Below are 18,496 nucleotides of genomic sequence, written 5' to 3'. Positions count from 1 at the left end.
AGCGTATCGTTCATGACGTTGCCGGCGTAGCCGATGAACGTATCGAAGGCCGATTCGTCCTTACCGACGCGCAGCCCACCGAGCTGGATCCAGGCGAAGTTCAGCGAGACGGCCCTGTTGCCGGCTTCGTTGAGGTACGGAGATGTATCGCCCTGGGTGTTTTGGAAGTTGAAGCGGGTCTCGGTGTACGTCTTCAACGTGCCGAGCTCCGTTTCCTGGCCGGTCCAGGTCTTCAGCGTGAAGCGAGCACGCTTCCAGTAGGTATCCTGCTCGTCGCCGTCCTCGACGTCGACGGTCCGCGCACCGGTGAATGTGCCGACGTCGCCGACGCCGATGTCATAGCGGACATAGCCGCCGATGCGCAGGCAGGTCTCGGTGCCGGGGATGTAGAAGTAGCCAGCGCCGTAGACGTCGCAGATGCGGACGTATTCAGCGGGTTCCGGCTCGGCAACGACGACGGCGTCGGCGGCGCGCGCACCGGAAACTGCGACCAGAGCCGCAGCGGAGCCAAGAAGAAGGCTCTTGATGTTCATTTTCTGACCTCCAGTCAAAAGTTAAAAAACGGGTCTGGGTATTCTTTGCTGAAGGACAGCGTTCCCTGCCCCATCCCCACTACCGAAAAAGATGCGCACCGCGCCGCTCCTTCGAATTCGACATTACCCATGAGGCGGCGGCGTTCAACCACCATCGTATCGGCGAAAGGTCTGTGCAGGCGCTATCCCCCTGCCTTGTTGCACAAATGACACGATTTGGCCTCACTCGGAAAGCTCTCGTTAACCATGGAGCTATGGGAAACCCTTGGGCGAGACCTTTGCAATCCGGCCGATTCTGACAATTGCCAGCCGGAATTGCGACGATGTCGTGAGTCGCCGGCCGAGGGATTGCCGCAGAATCGCCGCATGGCGAAAGCGCCATTTGGCGGAAGCCGGTTTTTTCAATGATAATCGCGCCGGCTTGTTGATTGTGCCGGCGCTTTTCTTTATCCACCGGCGCAACGGAGAGGTGGCCGAGTGGTCGAAGGCGCTCCCCTGCTAAGGGAGTAGAGGTCAAAAGCTTCTCGTGGGTTCGAATCCCATCCTCTCCGCCATCCTGCTTCGCGCTGGGCGCTTCGCAGGATAAGTCCCCCTTTCCGCGAAAGCAGCATGCGCTGCGGCACTGCCTCAAATAAATTCCTCAGTTCTCGAGCATTAGCTCGAGCCGATGCGTTGCTCGGCCATATCAAGAAAATTGGCGATGGCGTAGGGCAGGCCGCCAGTCTCAAGGATAGGCGCATGGCCCTGGCCCTCGACCGTCATCGTCTCGACACAAGGGTGACGCTTTCGCATCTGTTCGAGCGTCTCGGCGGAAAGCAGCTTCGAATTGGCGCCGCGGATGGCGAGCAAGGGTATGGCCGCCAGCGCCTCGAACTGCGGCCACAGATCTGCGAGTGGCTGAGTAAGATCGAGACCCGCCAGCGTATCGACCAGCTTCGGGTCGAAATCCGGCACCAACCCCTGATCCGTCTCTCGGTAGAGGGCCGATACCATCCGCTCCCAATCCGCCTCGGTCAGAGCTGGAAAGTCGCTGCTATGCGCGCCGCACTGGGCGCCGATCGCCTCGGCATGGGTTTTCGGCTTTGGTGTCTGCTCGAGATAGGAGCGGATATAGGCGAGACCGCTAGCCTCGACCACCGGGCCGATGTCGTTGAGGACGACGGCTTTAAGGACGGCCGGCCGCATCGTGCCGACCACATGGATGATCAGCCCGCCACGCGACGTGCCGATGAACGCCGCCGCCTCGATGCTCAGCGCCGCCAACCCGGCGAGGATATCACCGGCTTCAACGCCGATATTGTAATGGCCGATATCGGGGTCGTAGGCGGATTGCCCGCGCCCACGGTAGTCGAAAGCGACAATTTTTCGCGAACCTTCCGCCCGTCGCGACAGGTGCAGCGCCAGCTCATGAAAATCGCGGCAATTGCGGGTCAGGCCAGGCAGGCAGACGACCGGCCAGTGTTCGGAATTCGCTTCGCCGTAGACACGGGCGTGAAGTTGCAGCCCGTCCGGCGAGGCGTAGAAGAAATCGGAAAAATCCTGGTCGCTGGGCATCTAGACGTGGTTCCTCGCTGCTGCCGGATAGTCTCCGACTGCTACAGGCGAGGGAAGGTGCGGTCAAATCGGGAAGGCGGACCGGCGAAACTGCCGATCTCCCCCTCGTGAGGGAGATTGGCCGTCATCGACGCATTCGCCAATCTCGAACGCCGTCGACGCTCTTCAACTCCGCCCGTTCACCAAATCTCCAACGATATCGTACTTGCCGGAAATGCGCATCTTGTAGACTTCGTAATTCTCCATCACGCGCTGGACGTAACTTCTTGTTTCCGTATAAGGAATCCGCTCGATCCAGTCGACTACTGAGTCGATGTCCTTGCCGCGCGGATCGCCATATCTAGCCACCCACTGGGCGGCGCGGTTGGGGCCGGCATTGTAGCCGGCGAAGGTCAGGACATAGGAACCGTCGAAGCGGCCGAGCTGCTCGCCGAGGAAGGCGGCGCCGAGCGTCGCATTGTAGCCGGCGTCGGTGGTCAGCCGCGCCTGCGAGAAGGTCATCCCGGCCTTCTTCGCCAATTGCCTGGCGGTCCCCGGCATTAGCTGCAGCAGCCCGCGCGCGCCGGCGCTGGAGACGGCGCCGATATTGAATTCGCTTTCCTGGCGAGCGATCGCATAGGCCAGCGCCTTGCCTGAGCCGGAAATGTTGGCGGTGGCGGGAATGACGCCGAGCGGATGCGACAGCGCGCCGACATCGATGCCGCGCGCGCCGGCGATCTTGCCGATTTTCAGCGCCAGGAAATGGTTGCCCTGCTTTTCCGCCATAGCGGCGAGCAACGCCAGCTCTCCGGGACTGGTCAACTGCCCGGCGAGGTCGCGATAAAGCGTGTCGGCGTAGCGCTCATAGCCCGCCTCCTGCAGCCGCTTGATGGCGCTGACCGCCTCGCGATTGGCGAAATTCCGCTGATCGGCGGCGCTCGGCTGCGGATGGGCGATGTTGAGGACCTGCCGGCCGACGCGCTCGCCGGCGAGCTGGCCGTAAAAGGTCGTGCCGTAACCAGCGGCACGGGTGAAATAATCCTTCGCGCTGCCGGGACCGCCGGCTTCGGCCGCACGGCCGAGCCAGTAATAGGCGCGCGACAGCGAGATCGGCCCCTGGGCGAGATCGGCGATCCGCGCGAAATGCCTGGCAGCGGTGTTGGGCTCGTTGAGGCCGCGCAGCGCGTACCAGCCGGCATGAAACTCCGCATCCGCCGCGTTGGCAGCACTTTCGGCGGCGTGTGCTGCGACTATTTTGTAGGCGGTCTTCATGTCGCCCTGGTCGACCAGTTCGCGCGACAGCACCCGGCGCTCGGCCCACCAGGCATCCGGATCGATCAGTGCGCTGCGGTCGCTCGGCGCCTTCATCATCACTGCGGCGGCGTCGGAAAACTTCTGCTGCTTGCGTAGATATTGGGCTTGCGCGAAGAGATAGCCGGCTGAACGCTGCGCAGCGGGCACCGCCTTCAGCAGTTTGGCCGCTTTCTTGTCGCCCCTGTCCGCCGCTGCCCAGGCATCGGCCAGCTGTTGGGCGCCGGCAAGGCCGGCGACGCGCAGCGCGGAATTGACCCGGTCGGCATAGAACATGCGCTGCATGCGAAAGCTGTGGTCGGCGGCGGCGATGAGCTTGCCGAATTCCCAGATGATCGCCGCTTCGTCCTTGGCTTCCAGTTTCTCAGTGCGCCAGAAAGGCGACAGCACCGAGCGCGCTGCCTCGACGTTGCCCTGCGAAACATAGGAGCGGGCGAGGATGACCACGCCCTCGACTGTCTGCGGTTGGCTGCCGCCGAATGCCTGCACCACGATCTCAGGCGCGGGGTTTTCGCGATAGAGCGCGCGCTCGCTGTTCTTGCGCAAGCCGATCAAGCCCGGCCAGTTCGGCAGCATTTTCGCAGCATCGGCGATGTCGCCGCTTGGCACCTTGTCGCCGCCGTAGAGTGCGATCGCCCAGGCAAGGATGTGCCGGTCGAGCGAATTGACCGGCAGGGTTTCGCGCACTTGAAGCGCACCGGCAATGTCGTTTGCCGCCAGCGCATCGAGGCCGCTTTTCAGCCTGGCGACACTGACGGATGGAGATCCCGTATCGTGCAGGCCCGTATCCTGCAGGTTTGGTATCGGTATGGCCGACGTGACATGCAGATCGATCTTGCCCGCGGCCACAAGGCTCGGCGTCAGCAGGAGAATTGCGCCAAGCAGCGCAAAAAAATGAGGCTGCCTGGTCGGCATGGTCTTCATCATTTCCTGTCTACACATTACCAACAGGCACAGATCAACCGAAGCCTAGTTGGCTGTGATGAAGAGCCCGTAAACAAGGCTATCGAGGCCGTTCAAATTGGGCTTGCTGGCATTACCACCATGCTTGCCGCGCAACAGTGTCGAGACTATGGTGCGCCGCTTCGCTTTCGGCTAGAAGGCGCGCACGACAAAACACCTACAGCGCCGTGCGTCGTCTCAAACGCGCAAAGGACGCTGTAGCACCTTAAATTTGGCGCATGATCCCCAGCGAAAATCGACTTCGATTCTCGGGGTCATGCGCTAGTCCCAGGGAGTTGGACGACATGCTGAGAGGCTCGCTTACCGCGCTCGTGACACCGTTCGAAAAGAGCGGCCGTTTCGACGAGAAAGCCTTTCGCGCTCTCGTTGCCTGGCAGATCGCCGAAGGCACGACCGGTCTGGTTCCGGTCGGCACCACCGGCGAGTCGCCGACGCTGTCGCATGACGAGCACCGCCACGTAGTCAAAGTGTGCATCGAGGTCGCCAAGGGCCGCGCTTCGGTCGTCGCCGGCGCCGGCTCCAACAACACCGAGGAGGCGGTTGGCCTGGTGCAATATGCCGAGAAGGCGGGCGCCGACGCTGCACTCGTCGTCACGCCTTACTACAACAAGCCGACGCAGCGCGGTCTCTACGCCCATTTCGCCGCCGTCGCCAAGGCGACCAGTCTGCCGATCATCATCTACAACATTCCGCCGCGCTCGGTGATCGACATGACGCCCGAGACGATGGGCGAGCTGGTGCGTGACTTCAGGAACATCATCGGCGTCAAGGATGCCACCGGCAAGGTCGAGCGGGTTTCCGAGCAGCGCGCGACCTGCGGCAAGGATTTCATCCAGCTTTCCGGCGAGGATGCCTCGGCGCTCGGCTTCAACGCCCATGGCGGCGTCGGCTGCATTTCGGTGACGGCGAATGTCGCGCCGCGGCTGTGCGCCGAATTCCAGGAGGCGACGCTTTCCGGTGAGAACGCCAAGGCGCTGGACTTGCAGGACCGGTTGCTGCCGCTGCACAAGGCGATTTTCCTGGAGCCCGGCGTGTCCGGCGCGAAATATGCGCTGTCGAAGCTCGGCAAGGTCGAGAACGTGCTGCGTTCACCGCTGGTCACCGTCGAGCAGTCGACCGCCGAGAAGATCGATGCGGCCATGAAGCACGCCGGCTTGATTAATTAGGGATGAGGCGCCACCTCTCCGCATCATGAATCAAGTCAGAAAAGCCGATCCCAACAACAAGACCGTTGCGGAAAACCGCAAGGCGCGGTTTTCCTATGAGGTGCTCGACACGATCGAGGCCGGCCTGGTGCTGACCGGCACCGAGGTGAAATCGCTGCGCCAGGGCCAGGCCAACATCCAGGACTCTTACGCCTCGGTCGAGGGCGGTGAGATCTGGCTGATCAACTCCTATCTGCCGGAATATCTGCAAGCCAACCGCTTCAACCACGAGCCGCGCCGGCGCCGCAAACTCCTGCTCAACAAGCGCGAGATGGCCAAGCTGTCGCAGAGTGTCGATCGCGAAGGCATGACGCTGGTGCCGCTAAAAATCTATTTCAACGACCAGGGCCGGGCCAAGCTGCTGCTTGCCGTTGGCCGCGGCAAGAAACTGCACGACAAGCGCGAAACCGAAAAGCAGCGCGACTGGTCGCGCGAGAAGGGCCGGCTGCTGAAGGAGCGTGGGTAGGCTGGGAGCCACTCTTTTGAAGGACCGGATGAAGAACCGGATCGTCCTTTGGGGCGCGGCCAGCCTGATCCTGGCGTGCCTCGTCGCGGCCGGCGGCTATTTCTACCTCCGTCCGTTTTCTCCGGATCGCGGCAAGTATCCGGTCAGGGGCATCGACGTTTCCCATCACCAGCGGCAGATCGACTGGCAGCGTGTTGCCGCCGACGATGTTGCCTTCGCCGTCATCAAGCCAACCGAGGGCGGCGACCACGTCGATGATGCCTTCGACGCCAATCTGCGCGAGGCCCGCTCGGCTGGTTTGGCAGTCGGTGCCTATCATTTCTTCACTTTCTGCAGACCTGGCGCCGATCATCTCCGTCGTGCCGCGCGATCAACCGCTGCTGCCGCCGGTGGTGGATATCGAATTCGTCGGCAATTGTCCGCGGCGGCCATCGCCCGAAGAATTGAATGTCGAACTCTCGGCTTTCCTCGGCCCTGTCGAGGCAGCTTTCGGCAAAACGGCGATCCTCTATGTGACCGACGAGGCCGCACGGGCCTACGCCGGCCAGATCGTCGGTCGCCCGCTCTGGGTTCGTTCACTGGCGCTGTGGCCAGGTCATGACGACTGGATCTATTGGCAGTACCACGACAGCGGTCGCGTCGACGGCGTCAGCGGCGATGTCGATCTGAATGTCCTTCAGGGCGGGCAGGAAATGCTGACTACGCTTTTCGCGGCGCCACCTGAATCCATCCCTTCAGAAACCCGCGAACACCCTGAACGGATTCAGGGACATCGCTTCCGGTAAGGTGCCTCTCTGCCGCTCTTACGCCGCGGCTTGCGACGTCTGCGGATCGAGGGCCACATTTGCATCGCCCCAGGTTTTCAGGGCGGTGATCACCGGTTCCAGGCTCCTGCCGCGCGGCGTCAGGCTGTATTCCACTTTCGGCGGCACCTGCGGATAGATCTTGCGGGCGATCAGCCCATCCGCCTCCAGCTCGCGGAGCTGATTGGTCAGCATGCGTTGCGTGCAATTCGGTATCCGCCGGCGAATCTCGTTGAAGCGCAATGTGCCCTCGAACAGATGGTAGAGCACGACGCCTTTCCACTTTCCGTCGATATAGCGGAGCGTTCCCTCCACGGTGCAGCCGGGGCTGCAATCAAATCGCTCGTGGCGAATGCGCGGCATAACGGTATCCTTTTCTACACTATGTGCTTTATATGTGCATTCTTGCGCATGGTGATCGTAGACAGCATGTCTATCCCTTACAACAGCGATCACGGAGATGAAGATGCGCGCCGTCGGTTATCAAATTCCAGCTCCCATCACGGACGAGGCCTCCCTCGTCGACATCGAACTGCCGAAGCCGGACCCCAAGGGACGCGACCTGCTGGTCGAGGTGAAGGCGATCTCGGTCAACCCGGTCGACACCAAGGTGCGGCGCAACATCGCTCCCGAAGCCGGCCAATGGCGGGTGCTCGGTTGGGATGCCGCCGGCCGGGTTGTCGCGACCGGCCCGGGCGCTGAGCTCTTCAGGGCAGGCGACGATGTCTTCTATTCAGGCGCCCTTGCGCCGCAAGGCACCAATGCCGAGTTCCATTGTGTCGACGAGCGGCTAGTCGGCCGCAAGCCGACCTCACTCGGCTATGCGGAAGCAGCAGCGCTGCCGTTGACGGCGGTCACTGCCTGGGAGACCCTGTTCGATCGTCTCGACGTCAGAAAGCCCGTTGCGGGTGCGGCACCCGCCATCCTGATCATCGGCGGCGCCGGCGGCGTCGGATCGATCGCAGTGCAGCTTGCGAGACAGCTGACCGGTCTGACGGTGATTGCCACCGCGTCGAGGCTCGAAACACGGGACTGGGCGCTCGGGCTCGGCGCCCACCATGTCGTCGATCATTCCAAGCCGCTGGCGGCCGAAGTCGCAGCACTGGACATCGGTGCCCCTAGCTTCGTGTTCTCGACGACGAACACTGACGAGCATCTGGCCGAGATCGCCGAGTTGATCGCGCCGCAAGGACGTTTCGCGGTTATCGACGATTCGAAATCGCTCGACATCAATCCTTTCAAGCGCAAGAGCGTCTCGGTGCATTGGGAGTTCATGTTCACCCGCTCGATGTTCGAGACGGCGGACATGGCGGCGCAGGGCGAACATCTGAACGAATTGGCGAGGCTCGTTGACACTGGCGCGATCCGGACGACGCTTGGCGAGACTGGCGGCCTCATCAATGCCGCCAATTTGAAGCGCGCCCATGCGCTGATCGAGAGCCGCAAGGCCAAGGGAAAGATCGTCCTGGAGGGCTTCTAGCCAACTGACGGCGGCGCGGCCGACTCTTATTTCTGCAAAAACTCTTCTATCTGGCTGAAGACGTAGACGAACATCTCTTCGGTCAGGACGCCGGTGTTGGTGTTGTAGCGCGAGCAATGGTAGCTGGAGAACAGCGTGACGCCATTGGTTTGCTGCTGCCCGCCGTGCTTGAACGGATAAGCAGCAACACGTTGGCCGAGCGCCCGCACCGTCGACTGGTGCGCGATCGAGCCCAGCGCCAGTACGGCGCGCAGGTTCTTGAACCGCGCGATCGTCGGCACCAGGAACGTCCGGCAGGTGGCAATCTCGGCGCCGACCGGCTTGTTGTCCGGCGGCACGCAGCGCACCGCATTGGTGATCGCCGTGCCGACAAGCTCCAGCCCGTCATCGGGCCGCGCCTTGAATTGGCCGCGCGCAAAGCCGTGCGCGATCAGCGTGTTGTAGAGGAGGTCGCCGGCATAGTCGCCGGTAAAGGGACGTCCGGTGCGGTTTGCACCGCGCAGGCCCGGCGCCAGTCCGACGATCAGCAGCCGCACCGCATCCTCGCCCTCGGGCGGAAGGAAGGTCGGCACCGGCGCATTGAACCAGGACGGCTCGCGCTGCCGCCATTGCGCGATAAAATCGTGCAGCCGCGGGCAGAGTGGGCAGTCGCGATCGGGCTCGGGGGAGGCGACCAAGGGGGCGGTCAAGACCCCCGCCGTCAAAAATCGTCCTCGTCGACTTCAGCCGGCTCGGGCCGGCGCACCGGCCGCTCGGAGGGATCACGGCCGACTTCGTTCTTCAGCGTCATCAGATCGATGAAATGGTCGGCCTGGCGGCGCAGGTCGTCGGAGATCATCGGCGGCTGCGATGCCATGGTCGAGACGATCGACACCTTGCGCCCGCGCCGCTGCAGCGCCTCGACCAGTGTGCGGAAGTCGCCGTCGCCGGAAAAGATGACATAGTGGTCGACGACATCGGCAAGTTCCAACGCATCGACGGTCAACTCGATGTCCATATTGCCCTTAATCTTGCGGCGGCCGGTCGAGTCGGTGAATTCCTTGGCCGGCTTTGTTACTACCTTGAAACCGTTGTAATCGAGCCAGTCGATCAGCGGCCGGATCGAGGAGTATTCCTGATCCTCGACCAGCGCGGTGTAGTAGTATGCACGCAGCAGGTAGCCGCGCTTCTGGAAGCTCGACAAAAGCCTGCGGTAGTCGATATCGAAGCCGAGCGCGCGCGACGTGGCGTAAAGATTGGCACCGTCGATGAAAAGAGCGATTTTTTCACGAGGGTCGAACATGGAAATATTCCTTTTCGAAAATAAGCGGTCGTCTAAATGCGCGTGACTATCGGTCGGCTTGAAATAACCGGCTGACCTTCGTCATTCGAGATAACGCCGGTTTTGCGGCAATCCAAGGGTATGATGCTGTATAGCAAGCAATTGTGATCGGTGCCGTATCGTCGCAGGCGGCGCCCCCAGACTCGCCTTGGCCCGGCCTTACTCCGCCCCTGACCTGGCCCCGGACTTGGCCCCAGACCTGAGATTGCCAAAAAGCTTGTATTTTGGCGGTGTCCGGGTTATGGACCGCGCCTGTTTTCCGTCAAATCCAGGCATGAAAGGGGCAGCTCATGGCCCGCGTAACCGTTGAAGATTGCATCGACAAGGTCGACAACCGCTTCGAGCTCGTGCTTCTGGCCGGCCATCGCGCCCGTCAGATCAGCCAGGGCGCGCAGATCACCGTCCCTCGTGACAACGACAAGAATCCGGTCATCGCGCTGCGCGAGATCGCCGAGGAGACATTGTCGCCCGACGACCTCAAGGAAGATCTGATCCACTCGCTGCAGAAGCATGTCGAGGTCGACGAGCCGGAAGCCGATGGCGAGGCGATCGCCGACCAGACCGGTACCGCCGCTGCGGCAACCGATGCCGACGACACCGAGGACAACATCACCTTCGACCGCATGACCGAGGAAGATCTCCTGGCCGGCATCGAAGGTCTGGTGCCGCCGGAAAAAAGCGACGATTATTGAGTCTTCGCAACGGCTGCCGACACTTTCGCGTCGGCGGTTTCGTGGTTATCTATGACATGCGCCGTACGCCAGTGCGGCGCATGATTCGTTTCAGCACTGCGAGATCCCGCCCATGATGCGTCAGTATGAGCTTGTCGAGCGCGTCCAGCGCTACAAGCCTGACGTCAACGAGGCGCTGCTCAACAAGGCCTATGTCTACGCCATGCAGAAGCATGGTCACCAGAAGCGCGCCTCCGGCGATCCCTATTTCTCGCATCCGCTCGAAGTCGCCGCCATCCTCACCGAAATGCACATGGATGAGGCGACCATCGCGGTTGCCCTGCTGCACGACACGATCGAGGACACCACGGCGACCAGGGCCGAGATCGACGAGCTGTTCGGTCCGGAAATGGGCAAGTTGGTCGAAGGCTTGACCAAGCTGAAGAAACTCGACCTCGTCTCCAAGAAGGCCGAGCAGGCGGAAAACCTGCGCAAGCTCTTGCTGGCGATCTCGGAAGACGTTCGCGTGCTGCTGGTCAAGCTCGCCGACCGCTTGCACAACATGCGCACTCTCGACCATGTGCCTGAAGCCAAGCGCCTGCGCATCGCCGAGGAAACGATGGATATCTATGCGCCGCTTGCCGGGCGCATGGGCATGCAAGGCATGCGCGAGGAGCTCGAGGAGATCGCCTTCCGCTTCATCAATCCGGAAGCCTACCGCGCCGTCACCGCGCGGCTCGCCGAAATCTTCGAACGCAACAAGGATGTGCTGTCCGAGATCGAAAGGGCGCTGTCCACGCTGTTCGAGAAATATGCGATCAAGGCCGAGGTCAAGAGCCGCCAGAAGAAGCCGTGGTCTGTGTTCCGCAAGATGGAGGCCAAGGCGCTGTCCTTCGAGCAGCTATCCGACATTTTCGGCTTTCGCGTCGTCGTCGATACCGTCGAGGACTGCTACCGGGCGCTCGGCGCCATCCACACCACATGGTCGATGGTGCCAGGCCGCTTCAAGGACTACATCTCTACGCCGAAGCAGAACGACTACCGTTCGATCCACACCACCATCGTCGGACCGTCGCGCCAGCGCGTCGAGTTGCAGATCCGCACCTATCAGATGAACAAGATTGCCGAATATGGCGTTGCCGCGCATTCGATCTACAAGGACAGCGGCGGCAAGATGAACGGCGCTGCCCATGCGATCTCGAAGGAGACCAACGCCTATGCCTGGCTGCGGCGCACCATCGAGCAGCTTGCCGAAGGCGACAATCCCGAGGACTTCCTGGAAAACACCAAGCTGGAACTGTTCCAGGACCAGGTGTTCTGCTTCACGCCCAAAGGCATGCTGATCGCGCTGCCGCGCGGCGCCACGCCGATCGACTTCGCCTACGCCGTGCACACCGATGTCGGCGACACCTGCGTCGGCGCCAAGGTCAACGGTCGTATCATGCCGCTGATGACCGAGCTGAAGAATGGCGATGAAGTCGAGATCATCCGCTCCAAGGCGCAGGTGCCCCCGGCGGCGTGGGAGTCGGTCGTCGTCACCGGCAAGGCGCGCTCGGCGATCCGCCGCGCCACCAAGAATGCCATCCGCAAGCAGTATTCGGGTCTCGGTATCCGCATACTGGAACGCGCCTTCGAACGATCCGGAAAGATCTTTACCAAGGAGAGCCTGAAGTCGGTGCTGCATCGGCTGGCGCGCAAGGACATCGAGGATGTGCTGGCCTCTGTCGGCCGCGGCGAACTTGCCTCCACCGATGTCATGAAGGCGGTGTTTCCCGACTACAAGGACGAGCGCGTCACGCTGGCCGCGCCCAAGCAGCGCGAGGAGGGCTGGTCGAAGATCCGCAACGCCGCCGGCATGCTGTTCCAGATTCCGGGCCGCGCGGCACGCAAGGACAAGGACCAGCCAAAGGACGGCGCCGTGCCGATCCGCGGCGTCCGCGGCGACCTGCCGGTGCGCTTCGCGCCGGAAGGTGCTGTCCCCGGTGACCGCATCGTCGGCATCGTGCAGCCGGGAACCGGCATCACCATCTATCCGATCCAGTCGCCGGCGCTGCAGGCTTTCGACGACCAGCCCGAACGCTGGATCGACGTGCGCTGGGACATAGACGAGCGCACCAAGGAGCGGTTTCCGGCGCGAGTCTCGGTCACCGCCATCAACGCGCCGGGTTCACTGGCCGACATCGCGCAGGTCGTTGCATCCAACGACGCCAACATCCATACATTGTCGATGGTGCGCACCGCGCCCGATTTCACCGAAATGCTGATCGATCTCGAAGTCTGGGACCTGAAGCACCTGAACCGGCTGCTGTCGCAGCTCAAGGACAATTCGAGCGTCAGCGATGCGCGACGCGTGAACGGCTAGAAATCATCAGCGTGCTGGAGACAAGGCAGAGATGAACACCGACGAAGTGCTGGGCATTTTCCGTGAAGCCGGTGCCGTTCTCGAAGGGCATTTCATCCTGACGTCGGGCTTGCGAAGCCCGGTCTTCCTGCAGAAGGCGCGGGTCTTCATGCATGCCGACAAGACCGAGCGCCTGTGCAAGGCGCTGGCCGAGAAGATCCGCGCTGCTGTGTCCGGCAGGATCGATTATGTCGTCGGTCCGGCGATCGGCGGGCTGATCCCGGCCTACGAGACCTCGCGCCATCTTGTCGCTCCGGCGATCTGGGTCGAGCGGGAAGGGGGCGAGTTCAGGCTCCGCCGCTTCGAGATCGCCAAGGGTTCGCGCGTCGTCATCGTCGAGGACATCGTCACCACCGGCCTGTCGATCCGCGAGACCGTTGACTGCCTGCGCGCGCTTGGCGCCGAGGTCGTTGCCGCTGCCTGCATCATCGACCGCTCGGCTGGCAAGACCGATGTCGGCGTGCCGCTGATCGCGCTCGCCGAATACGAGGTTCCGGCCTACCCAGCCGACAGGCTGCCGCCCGAACTCGCCGCCATACCGGCCATCAAACCGGGCAGCCGCAATATCTGATGCATATCGCCCAAAAGTGCGCAGCGGTTTTGGGACAACGACATGCATAAAACAACGTTAACTGAGGCGCAGCCGTGATTGCAGGCATCGATCATTTCGTGCTGACGGTTCGCTCCGTCGAAGACACCTGCGCCTTCTATCAGCGCGTGCTCGGCTTCAGGCGCCTCGACGAGCCGGACCGGCCGACGGCGCTGCTGTTTGGAACGCAAAAGATCAATGTGCATGACGTCGGGCGTACCTTCGAGCCCAAGGCCAAGGCGCCGACTCCGGGCTCCGCGGATTTCTGCCTGGTCGCCGCTCTTCCGCTCTCGGAGATATGCGCCAGCCTGGCGGCCAACGGGGTTGGCGTTGAAGTCGGGCCGGTCGAGCGGATCGGCGCCCGTGGCCCGATGATGTCGGTCTATTTCCGCGACCCGGACGGCAATCTCGTCGAGGTCAGCGAGTATGGGCCGTAGATAGCTGGAGTTGCTGCCGATTCTGCGGCGAACTCTCCTCCTCAAATCCGTCGCGATTACACTGTGTCCGGAGTGGCGAAACGCCGGTCCCGCAGGCGACAGCAGCGGACGGCATGCAGCTACGGTTGTTCTGCGGCCAGCGTATCGCTATATCAAGGTCGTTGTTGCCTTTCGACGGCCCGGGATGGTCGGAGCGGCAGCTTTGGATATCAGGACAGGAACAGAGTGCTTTTTCGACGCCGCAAGCCTGATGGTTTTCTCGAGCGGATGCATATCTATCTGTGGCCACGCCGCTCTTTCTCGCGCTCGCTGCGTCTGGCGGACAGAGCTGGAACCGCCGGACGGGAAGTTCCCGCCGAATGATCATTGGCATCGGCAGCGACCTGATCGATATCAGACGCATCGAAAAATCGCTGGAGCGCCATGGCCAGCGCTTCATCCAGCGCATCTACACCGAGGTCGAACAGGCCCGCTCCGAAAACCGCGGCGCCCGGGCCGCCTCCTATGCCAAGCGCTTCGCCGCCAAGGAAGCCTGCGCCAAGGCGCTGGGCACCGGTATGGCGCAAGGGGTGTTCTGGCGCGACATGGGCGTAGTCAACCTGGCCAGCGGCAAGCCGACCATAGCGTTGACCGGCGGGGCGGCGGCGCAGCTGGACAAAATCCTGCCTGAAGGCCACAGAGCGGCGATCCACCTCACCATCACCGACGATTTTCCGCTTGCTCAAGCCTTTGTGATCATCGAGGCGTTGCCCGTCGAAGAAGCGCCACATTGATTGCATCTGACCACCGGCATGACGTTGCCCAGCGCGCGCCGAGACTCTATACCAACCAACGCATAATCGAGGACGACATGAGCGTGGCTGAAAAACCTCAGAAGAAATCCGGCGGGCTTGGCGAAACCGTCAGCGTCATCGTCCAGGCGCTTTTGCTCGCTCTCGTCATCCGCACGCTCCTTTTTCAGCCATTCTCTATCCCGTCAGGGTCGATGCGGCCGACCTTGCTCGAAGGCGACTACCTCTTCGTCACCAAGTGGTCCTATGGCTTCTCGCGCTATTCGCTGCCGTTCGGGCCGGACCTCTTTTCGGGCCGCATCTGGGGCGCCGAGCCTAAGCGCGGCGACGTGGCGGTGTTCAAGTTCCCGCCGGACCCCTCGGTCGACTATATCAAGCGCGTCATCGGCCTGCCGGGTGACAAGGTCCAAGTCAAGGATGGCCAGCTCTTCATCAACGGCGTCGGCGTGCCGCGCCAGAAGGTCGGGCAGATCGACAATCGCGACATCACCGAGGAGAGCGGGCCGGTCGACGTCTATCGCGAGACATTGCCGAACGGCGTCAGCTATGACACGCTCGACCTGACACCCAGCTCGATCGGTGACAACACCCGTGAATTCGACGTGCCGCCCGGCCACTATTTCATGATGGGCGATAACAGAGACAATTCCTCGGACAGCCGCTTCACCGTCGGTTTCGTGCCCGACGAGAATCTGGTCGGCCGCGCCAACCTCATCTTCTTCTCGATCGGTGGCAGTGCCAGCCCGCTCGAAATCTGGAAATGGCCGTCGCTGATGCGCGCGTCGCGCCTGTTCCATTTCGTCAATTAGGATCATGGCGGCGACAAAACGGCTGACCGTCGACGCGCTCGCCGAAGCGCTCATGGAGCGCACCGGCCACGCCTTTGCCGACCGCCAGCGCCTGCAGCGCGCGCTGACCCATGCCAGCGCCCGCAGCAGCCATGCCGGCATCGACTATGAGCGTTTCGAATTCTTGGGCGACCGCGTCCTCGGCCTGGTCGTCGCCGACATGCTTCTGGCGGCGTATCCGGACGCTGCCGAAGGTGAGCTGTCGCTCCGGCTCAACGCGCTGGTCAACGCAGAGGTGCTGGCGGAGATCGCCGAGGAGATCGGCCTGCCGGAGCTGATCCGTGCCGGCTCGGACGTGCGCGGCCTCGACGGGCGCAAGCGCGTCAATCTGCGGGCTGATGCGCTGGAATCGCTGATCGCCGTGCTCTATCTCGACGGCGGGCTGGAGGCGGCCCGCGCCTTCATCCACAAGTACTGGCGGCCGCGCTCGCAGGCCATCGGTGCCGCCCGCCGCGATGCCAAGACCGAACTGCAGGAATGGGCGCATCAGGCCGCAGGCGCCGTGCCGGTCTACATAATTGACAGCCGCGAGGGACCGGACCACGATCCGCTGTTCACCGTCAGCGTCAAGGTCGGCGCCTATCCGCCGGCGACCGGCAGCGGGCGCTCCAAGCGCGAGGCCGAGCAAGCCGCCGCTACTGCACTGCTGTTGCGCGAAGGCGTCTGGCTAAATAAGGGGAGCGCGGCATGACCGCCACCGAAGACGTCCCGCCGGCAACAGAAGCCGCCACCACGCATTCTGGCTTCGTCGCGTTGATCGGCGCGCCCAATGCGGGGAAATCGACGCTGGTCAACCAACTGGTCGGCGCCAAGGTGTCGATCGTCACCCACAAGGTGCAGACAACACGCGCCATCGTGCGCGGCATTGCCACCCACAATAGCGCACAGATCGTCTTCGTCGACACGCCGGGCATCTTCAAGCCGAAGCGGCGGTTGGACACGGCGATGGTGACGACCGCCTGGGGCGGCGCCAAGGACGCCGACATCGTGCTGTTACTGATCGACGCCGAGCGCGGCATCAGGGGCGACGCCGACGCGATCCTCGAACGGCTGAAGGATGTCCGCCAGCCGATGGTGCTGATCCTCAACAAGGTCGACCGGGTCAAGCCCGAGGCGCTGCTGGCCCTGTCGGCGGCAGCCAACGAAAAAGTGCCCTTCAAGCGCACTTTCATGGTCTCGGCGCTAACCGGGTCGGGCTGCAAGGACCTGCTCGACTATCTCTCGGAAACCCTGCCTGCCGGCCCCTGGTATTACCCGGAAGACCAGATCTCCGACCTGCCGATGCGTCAGCTGGCGGCCGAGATCACTCGCGAAAAGCTCTATCTCAGGCTGCATCAGGAACTGCCCTATTCCTCCCATATCGAGACCGAGAAATGGGAAGAGAAGAAAGACGGCTCGGTGCGCATCGACCAGACCATTTATGTCGAGCGTGACAGCCAGAAGAAGATCGTACTCGGCCACAAGGGCGAGACGATCCGTGCCATCGGCCAGGCGGCACGCATGGAGATATCCGGTATCCTCGAACAGAAGGTGCATCTTTTCCTGTTCGTCAAGGTGCGCGAGAACTGGGGCGACGACCCCGAACGCTATCGCGAGATGGGGCTGGAGTTTCCATATTAAGGTCACTAGAAACAGCTCTCCTGAGCCGGTTGGTCGCCATGCAATTCCCCGGTGGAAGGATCTTGCTGTCAGACCGGTTCCATCAGGCGGATGGGACCGACAGGACCTCTCGTCTCGGAGACCATATGCTGGTGAGGCTGCCGAGTGCTTGCTGATCGCCAGCGCGCGGCCCAAAAACCCAATCTTGATTTCGCCACCGAACCGGTGACAAGCTCCGTTGATGGAGTGGCGCGACGAGGGAATCATTCTCGGCACCCGCAAGCATGGCGAAACCAGCGCCATTCTTGAGGTCATGACTCGTGCGCATGGCCGCCACCTCGGCCTTGTGCGCGGCGGCCGCTCGCGCAAGCAGCAGCCCGTTCTGCAGCCCGGCAACCGTGTCGACCTGTTGTGGCGGGCGCGGCTCGACGAACATCTTGGCACCTTTCAGGCCGAGGCGATCGAGATGAACGCCGCCCGGCTGATGGACAGCGCCGTCGCCATCTATGGGCTGCAAACCATGGCTGCGCATCTGCGCCTGCTGCCCGAGCGCGACGCTCATGGCGGCCTCTACGAGACGTTGGCCGTGATGATCGCCCACCTCGACGATACGGACGCCGCCGGCGAGCTGGTGGCGCGCTTCGAGTTGCTGATTCTCGACGAACTCGGCTTCGGCCTCGATCTCAGCCAGTGTGCTGCGACCGGTGCCAGGCAGGACCTTGCCTATGTCTCGCCGAAATCCGGGCGCGCCGTGTCACGCGCCGCAGGCGCGCCATGGCGCGACAAGATGCTGGTGCTCCCCGCATTCCTGCAGCGCGGCTCCGGGCTGCGCGCCGATCCGGCGGCGATCGAGGATGCCTTCCGGCTGACCGGCTTCTTTTTTACCCGCCATGTCTACGAGCCGCGCGGGATCGAGGCGCCTGGTGCCCGCGCCGGCTTCCTCGCCGCCGTGCGCAAGCACCACGCGGCGGGCAAGGAGATTGGCGCCGAGACCGCCGCCGGAGAAAACATTACATGAGCGGAGTGGAACTCTATCGCGGCCGGGTCTCGCCGCCCGGCCTCGGCACCATTCCGCACGGCGACATTTCTAGATATACCGGCCTGGAATGCTCCAGCGCATCATCGACAACAAATACCCGGCGCCGCCGATTTCGTTCCAGCTCAGTTTCGACCTGACCGAAGTGTCGGAAGGACGCGCGGTGTTCCGCGGCCTGCCGAACGAGCGCTTCAATCCGCTGGGTGGGTGCATGGCGGCTGGGCCGCGACGCTGCTGGATTCGGCTCTTGCCTGCGCGGTGCAAACGCTGCTCGACAAGGGCGAGGCCTATACGACGGCGGAGTTCAAGGTGAACCTGACACGGCCGATCACGCGAAGACCGGCGAGGTGGTGTGCGAGGGCAGGGTGGTGCACAAGGGCCGCACATTGGCGGTTTCGGAAGCAACGCTGAAGGATGCCAACGGCAAGCTGCTGGCTTTCGGCACCGAAACGTGCTCGATCTTTCCGGCCGCCAATCTGGCGGCGCGCTGACTGCCGCATGACCCCGAA

Annotated in this window: 20 protein-coding genes, 1 tRNA gene and 3 pseudogenes; 18 read left to right on the top strand and 6 right to left on the bottom strand. The window is 62.7% G+C overall.

Features of this window, described 5'->3' with window-relative positions; translation table 11 throughout:
* A partial coding sequence (locus ACWTU8_RS26915) for a porin (RefSeq protein ID WP_455850523.1) occupies positions 1-533 on the bottom strand: 533 nt, incomplete at its 3' end.
* A gap of 265 nt (positions 534-798) precedes the next feature.
* Between ACWTU8_RS26915 and ACWTU8_RS26910 the strand changes: the two genes are divergently transcribed.
* Together ACWTU8_RS26910 and ACWTU8_RS26905 are read left to right on the top strand one after the other, a co-directional pair.
* Positions 799-1,035: a hypothetical protein gene (locus ACWTU8_RS26910; RefSeq protein WP_455850522.1), complete on the top strand. Its 237-nt coding sequence runs from the start codon at positions 799-801 to the stop codon at positions 1,033-1,035.
* Positions 997-1,087, top strand: a tRNA-Ser gene (locus ACWTU8_RS26905). The genes ACWTU8_RS26910 and ACWTU8_RS26905 overlap by 39 nt, the downstream gene beginning before the upstream one ends.
* 100 nt (positions 1,088-1,187) lie before the next feature.
* Here ACWTU8_RS26905 and ACWTU8_RS26900 read toward each other — a convergent pair.
* Together ACWTU8_RS26900 and ACWTU8_RS26895 are read right to left on the bottom strand one after the other, a co-directional pair.
* Positions 1,188-2,087: an alpha/beta fold hydrolase gene (locus tag ACWTU8_RS26900; protein ID WP_455850521.1), complete on the bottom strand. Its 900-nt coding sequence runs from the start codon at positions 2,085-2,087 to the stop codon at positions 1,188-1,190.
* Between the two features lie 165 nt (positions 2,088-2,252).
* Entirely contained in the window at positions 2,253-4,292 is a 2,040-nt protein-coding gene (locus ACWTU8_RS26895) for a lytic transglycosylase domain-containing protein (protein WP_455850520.1), read from the bottom strand.
* 332 nt (positions 4,293-4,624) lie between these two features.
* On the opposite strand from ACWTU8_RS26895, the gene dapA reads away from it, so the two are divergent.
* The 4 genes and pseudogenes from dapA to ACWTU8_RS26875 all read left to right on the top strand — a co-directional run bounded on the left by dapA (position 4,625) and on the right by ACWTU8_RS26875 (position 6,796).
* Positions 4,625-5,506, top strand: coding sequence for a 4-hydroxy-tetrahydrodipicolinate synthase (gene dapA, locus ACWTU8_RS26890; RefSeq protein WP_455850519.1), 882 nt, complete (start codon positions 4,625-4,627; stop codon positions 5,504-5,506).
* Positions 5,507-5,531: 25 nt separating this feature from the next.
* Complete coding sequence (gene smpB, locus ACWTU8_RS26885; protein ID WP_006202221.1) at positions 5,532-6,011, top strand: SsrA-binding protein SmpB; 480 nt, start codon at positions 5,532-5,534, stop codon at positions 6,009-6,011.
* Between the two features lie 28 nt (positions 6,012-6,039).
* Positions 6,040-6,285 (top strand): annotated as a pseudogene (locus ACWTU8_RS26880) (GH25 family lysozyme); the annotation flags it as partial.
* Positions 6,218-6,796, top strand: a complete 579-nt coding sequence (locus tag ACWTU8_RS26875; protein WP_455850533.1) for a GH25 family lysozyme — start codon at positions 6,218-6,220, stop codon at positions 6,794-6,796. The pseudogene ACWTU8_RS26880 and the gene ACWTU8_RS26875, both read left to right, overlap by 68 nt.
* Positions 6,797-6,814: 18 nt before the next feature.
* Here ACWTU8_RS26875 and ACWTU8_RS26870 read toward each other — a convergent pair whose 3' ends face one another.
* Positions 6,815-7,177 carry a winged helix-turn-helix transcriptional regulator gene (locus ACWTU8_RS26870; protein WP_455850518.1) on the bottom strand — a complete coding sequence of 121 codons (363 nt, stop codon included), beginning with the start codon at positions 7,175-7,177 and terminating at the stop codon, positions 6,815-6,817.
* A gap of 103 nt (positions 7,178-7,280) precedes the next feature.
* Here ACWTU8_RS26870 and ACWTU8_RS26865 point away from each other — a divergent pair, with 103 nt between their 5' ends.
* Entirely contained in the window at positions 7,281-8,294 is a 1,014-nt protein-coding gene (locus tag ACWTU8_RS26865; protein WP_455850517.1) for a zinc-binding alcohol dehydrogenase family protein, read from the top strand.
* Positions 8,295-8,320: 26 nt separating this feature from the next.
* Here the strand turns inward: ACWTU8_RS26865 and ACWTU8_RS26860 are convergent, their stop codons facing one another.
* Positions 8,321-8,983: a uracil-DNA glycosylase gene (locus ACWTU8_RS26860; protein ID WP_455837316.1), complete on the bottom strand. Its 663-nt coding sequence runs from the start codon at positions 8,981-8,983 to the stop codon at positions 8,321-8,323.
* 11 nt (positions 8,984-8,994) lie between these two features.
* Positions 8,995-9,576, bottom strand: coding sequence for a LabA-like NYN domain-containing protein (locus ACWTU8_RS26855; RefSeq protein ID WP_029354483.1), 582 nt, complete (start codon positions 9,574-9,576; stop codon positions 8,995-8,997).
* Between the two features lie 329 nt (positions 9,577-9,905).
* Between ACWTU8_RS26855 and rpoZ the strand changes: the two genes are divergently transcribed.
* The 11 genes and pseudogenes from rpoZ (at position 9,906) to ACWTU8_RS26800 (ending at position 18,478) form a co-directional block, all read left to right on the top strand.
* The gene (rpoZ, locus tag ACWTU8_RS26850; RefSeq protein ID WP_029354482.1) at positions 9,906-10,307 is read left to right on the top strand and encodes a DNA-directed RNA polymerase subunit omega; all 402 of its coding nucleotides are present in this window, start codon (positions 9,906-9,908) and stop codon (positions 10,305-10,307) included.
* A 112-nt stretch (positions 10,308-10,419) separates the two neighbouring features.
* Positions 10,420-12,648, top strand: coding sequence for a RelA/SpoT family protein (locus ACWTU8_RS26845; protein WP_455850516.1), 2,229 nt, complete (start codon positions 10,420-10,422; stop codon positions 12,646-12,648).
* A 31-nt stretch (positions 12,649-12,679) separates the two neighbouring features.
* Positions 12,680-13,258, top strand: a complete 579-nt coding sequence (pyrE, locus tag ACWTU8_RS26840) for an orotate phosphoribosyltransferase (protein WP_455850515.1) — start codon at positions 12,680-12,682, stop codon at positions 13,256-13,258.
* Between the two features lie 74 nt (positions 13,259-13,332).
* Positions 13,333-13,713, top strand: coding sequence for a VOC family protein (locus ACWTU8_RS26835; protein ID WP_455850514.1), 381 nt, complete (start codon positions 13,333-13,335; stop codon positions 13,711-13,713).
* 225 nt (positions 13,714-13,938) lie between these two features.
* Positions 13,939-14,028: pseudogene (locus tag ACWTU8_RS26830) on the top strand (DUF2062 domain-containing protein); the annotation flags it as partial.
* A 44-nt stretch (positions 14,029-14,072) separates the two neighbouring features.
* Positions 14,073-14,486, top strand: coding sequence for a holo-ACP synthase (acpS, locus tag ACWTU8_RS26825; protein ID WP_455850513.1), 414 nt, complete (start codon positions 14,073-14,075; stop codon positions 14,484-14,486).
* 77 nt (positions 14,487-14,563) lie between these two features.
* Positions 14,564-15,313 (top strand): signal peptidase I, encoded by a 750-nt coding sequence (gene lepB / locus ACWTU8_RS26820; RefSeq protein ID WP_455850512.1) that lies wholly within the window; start codon positions 14,564-14,566, stop codon positions 15,311-15,313.
* A gap of 4 nt (positions 15,314-15,317) precedes the next feature.
* The gene (gene rnc, locus ACWTU8_RS26815; protein WP_455850511.1) at positions 15,318-16,043 is read left to right on the top strand and encodes a ribonuclease III; all 726 of its coding nucleotides are present in this window, start codon (positions 15,318-15,320) and stop codon (positions 16,041-16,043) included.
* Entirely contained in the window at positions 16,040-16,972 is a 933-nt protein-coding gene (gene era, locus ACWTU8_RS26810) for a GTPase Era (RefSeq protein WP_455850510.1), read from the top strand. The genes rnc and era overlap by 4 nt, the downstream gene beginning before the upstream one ends.
* Positions 16,973-17,192: 220 nt before the next feature.
* The gene (gene recO / locus ACWTU8_RS26805) at positions 17,193-17,969 is read left to right on the top strand and encodes a DNA repair protein RecO (RefSeq protein ID WP_127212337.1); all 777 of its coding nucleotides are present in this window, start codon (positions 17,193-17,195) and stop codon (positions 17,967-17,969) included.
* Positions 17,966-18,478, top strand: a pseudogene (locus ACWTU8_RS26800) (PaaI family thioesterase). Before recO ends, ACWTU8_RS26800 begins: the two are co-directional and overlap by 4 nt.
* Positions 18,479-18,496 lie beyond the last annotated feature (18 nt).

The organism is Mesorhizobium sp. BHbdii (assembly GCF_053848045.1).
This window is presented reverse-complemented; position numbering and strand designations above follow the sequence as displayed.

Excerpts from the sequence above, each read along its gene's own strand:
- smpB (WP_006202221.1), top strand. The coding sequence starts at position 5,532 with ATGAATCAAGTCAGAAAAGCCGATCCCAACAACAAGACCGTTGCGGAA.
- ACWTU8_RS26855 (WP_029354483.1), bottom strand. The coding sequence starts at position 9,576 with ATGTTCGACCCTCGTGAAAAAATCGCTCTTTTCATCGACGGTGCCAAT.
- era (WP_455850510.1), top strand. The coding sequence starts at position 16,040 with ATGACCGCCACCGAAGACGTCCCGCCGGCAACAGAAGCCGCCACCACG.
- ACWTU8_RS26895 (WP_455850520.1), bottom strand. The coding sequence starts at position 4,292 with ATGCCGACCAGGCAGCCTCATTTTTTTGCGCTGCTTGGCGCAATTCTC.
- ACWTU8_RS26875 (WP_455850533.1), top strand. The coding sequence starts at position 6,218 with ATGTTGCCTTCGCCGTCATCAAGCCAACCGAGGGCGGCGACCACGTCG.
- ACWTU8_RS26900 (WP_455850521.1), bottom strand. The coding sequence starts at position 2,087 with ATGCCCAGCGACCAGGATTTTTCCGATTTCTTCTACGCCTCGCCGGAC.
- pyrE (WP_455850515.1), top strand. The coding sequence starts at position 12,680 with ATGAACACCGACGAAGTGCTGGGCATTTTCCGTGAAGCCGGTGCCGTT.
- rpoZ (WP_029354482.1), top strand. The coding sequence starts at position 9,906 with ATGGCCCGCGTAACCGTTGAAGATTGCATCGACAAGGTCGACAACCGC.
- lepB (WP_455850512.1), top strand. The coding sequence starts at position 14,564 with ATGAGCGTGGCTGAAAAACCTCAGAAGAAATCCGGCGGGCTTGGCGAA.
- ACWTU8_RS26845 (WP_455850516.1), top strand. The coding sequence starts at position 10,420 with ATGATGCGTCAGTATGAGCTTGTCGAGCGCGTCCAGCGCTACAAGCCT.
- ACWTU8_RS26865 (WP_455850517.1), top strand. The coding sequence starts at position 7,281 with ATGCGCGCCGTCGGTTATCAAATTCCAGCTCCCATCACGGACGAGGCC.
- acpS (WP_455850513.1), top strand. The coding sequence starts at position 14,073 with ATGATCATTGGCATCGGCAGCGACCTGATCGATATCAGACGCATCGAA.
- recO (WP_127212337.1), top strand. The coding sequence starts at position 17,193 with ATGGAGTGGCGCGACGAGGGAATCATTCTCGGCACCCGCAAGCATGGC.
- dapA (WP_455850519.1), top strand. The coding sequence starts at position 4,625 with ATGCTGAGAGGCTCGCTTACCGCGCTCGTGACACCGTTCGAAAAGAGC.
- rnc (WP_455850511.1), top strand. The coding sequence starts at position 15,318 with ATGGCGGCGACAAAACGGCTGACCGTCGACGCGCTCGCCGAAGCGCTC.
- ACWTU8_RS26870 (WP_455850518.1), bottom strand. The coding sequence starts at position 7,177 with ATGCCGCGCATTCGCCACGAGCGATTTGATTGCAGCCCCGGCTGCACC.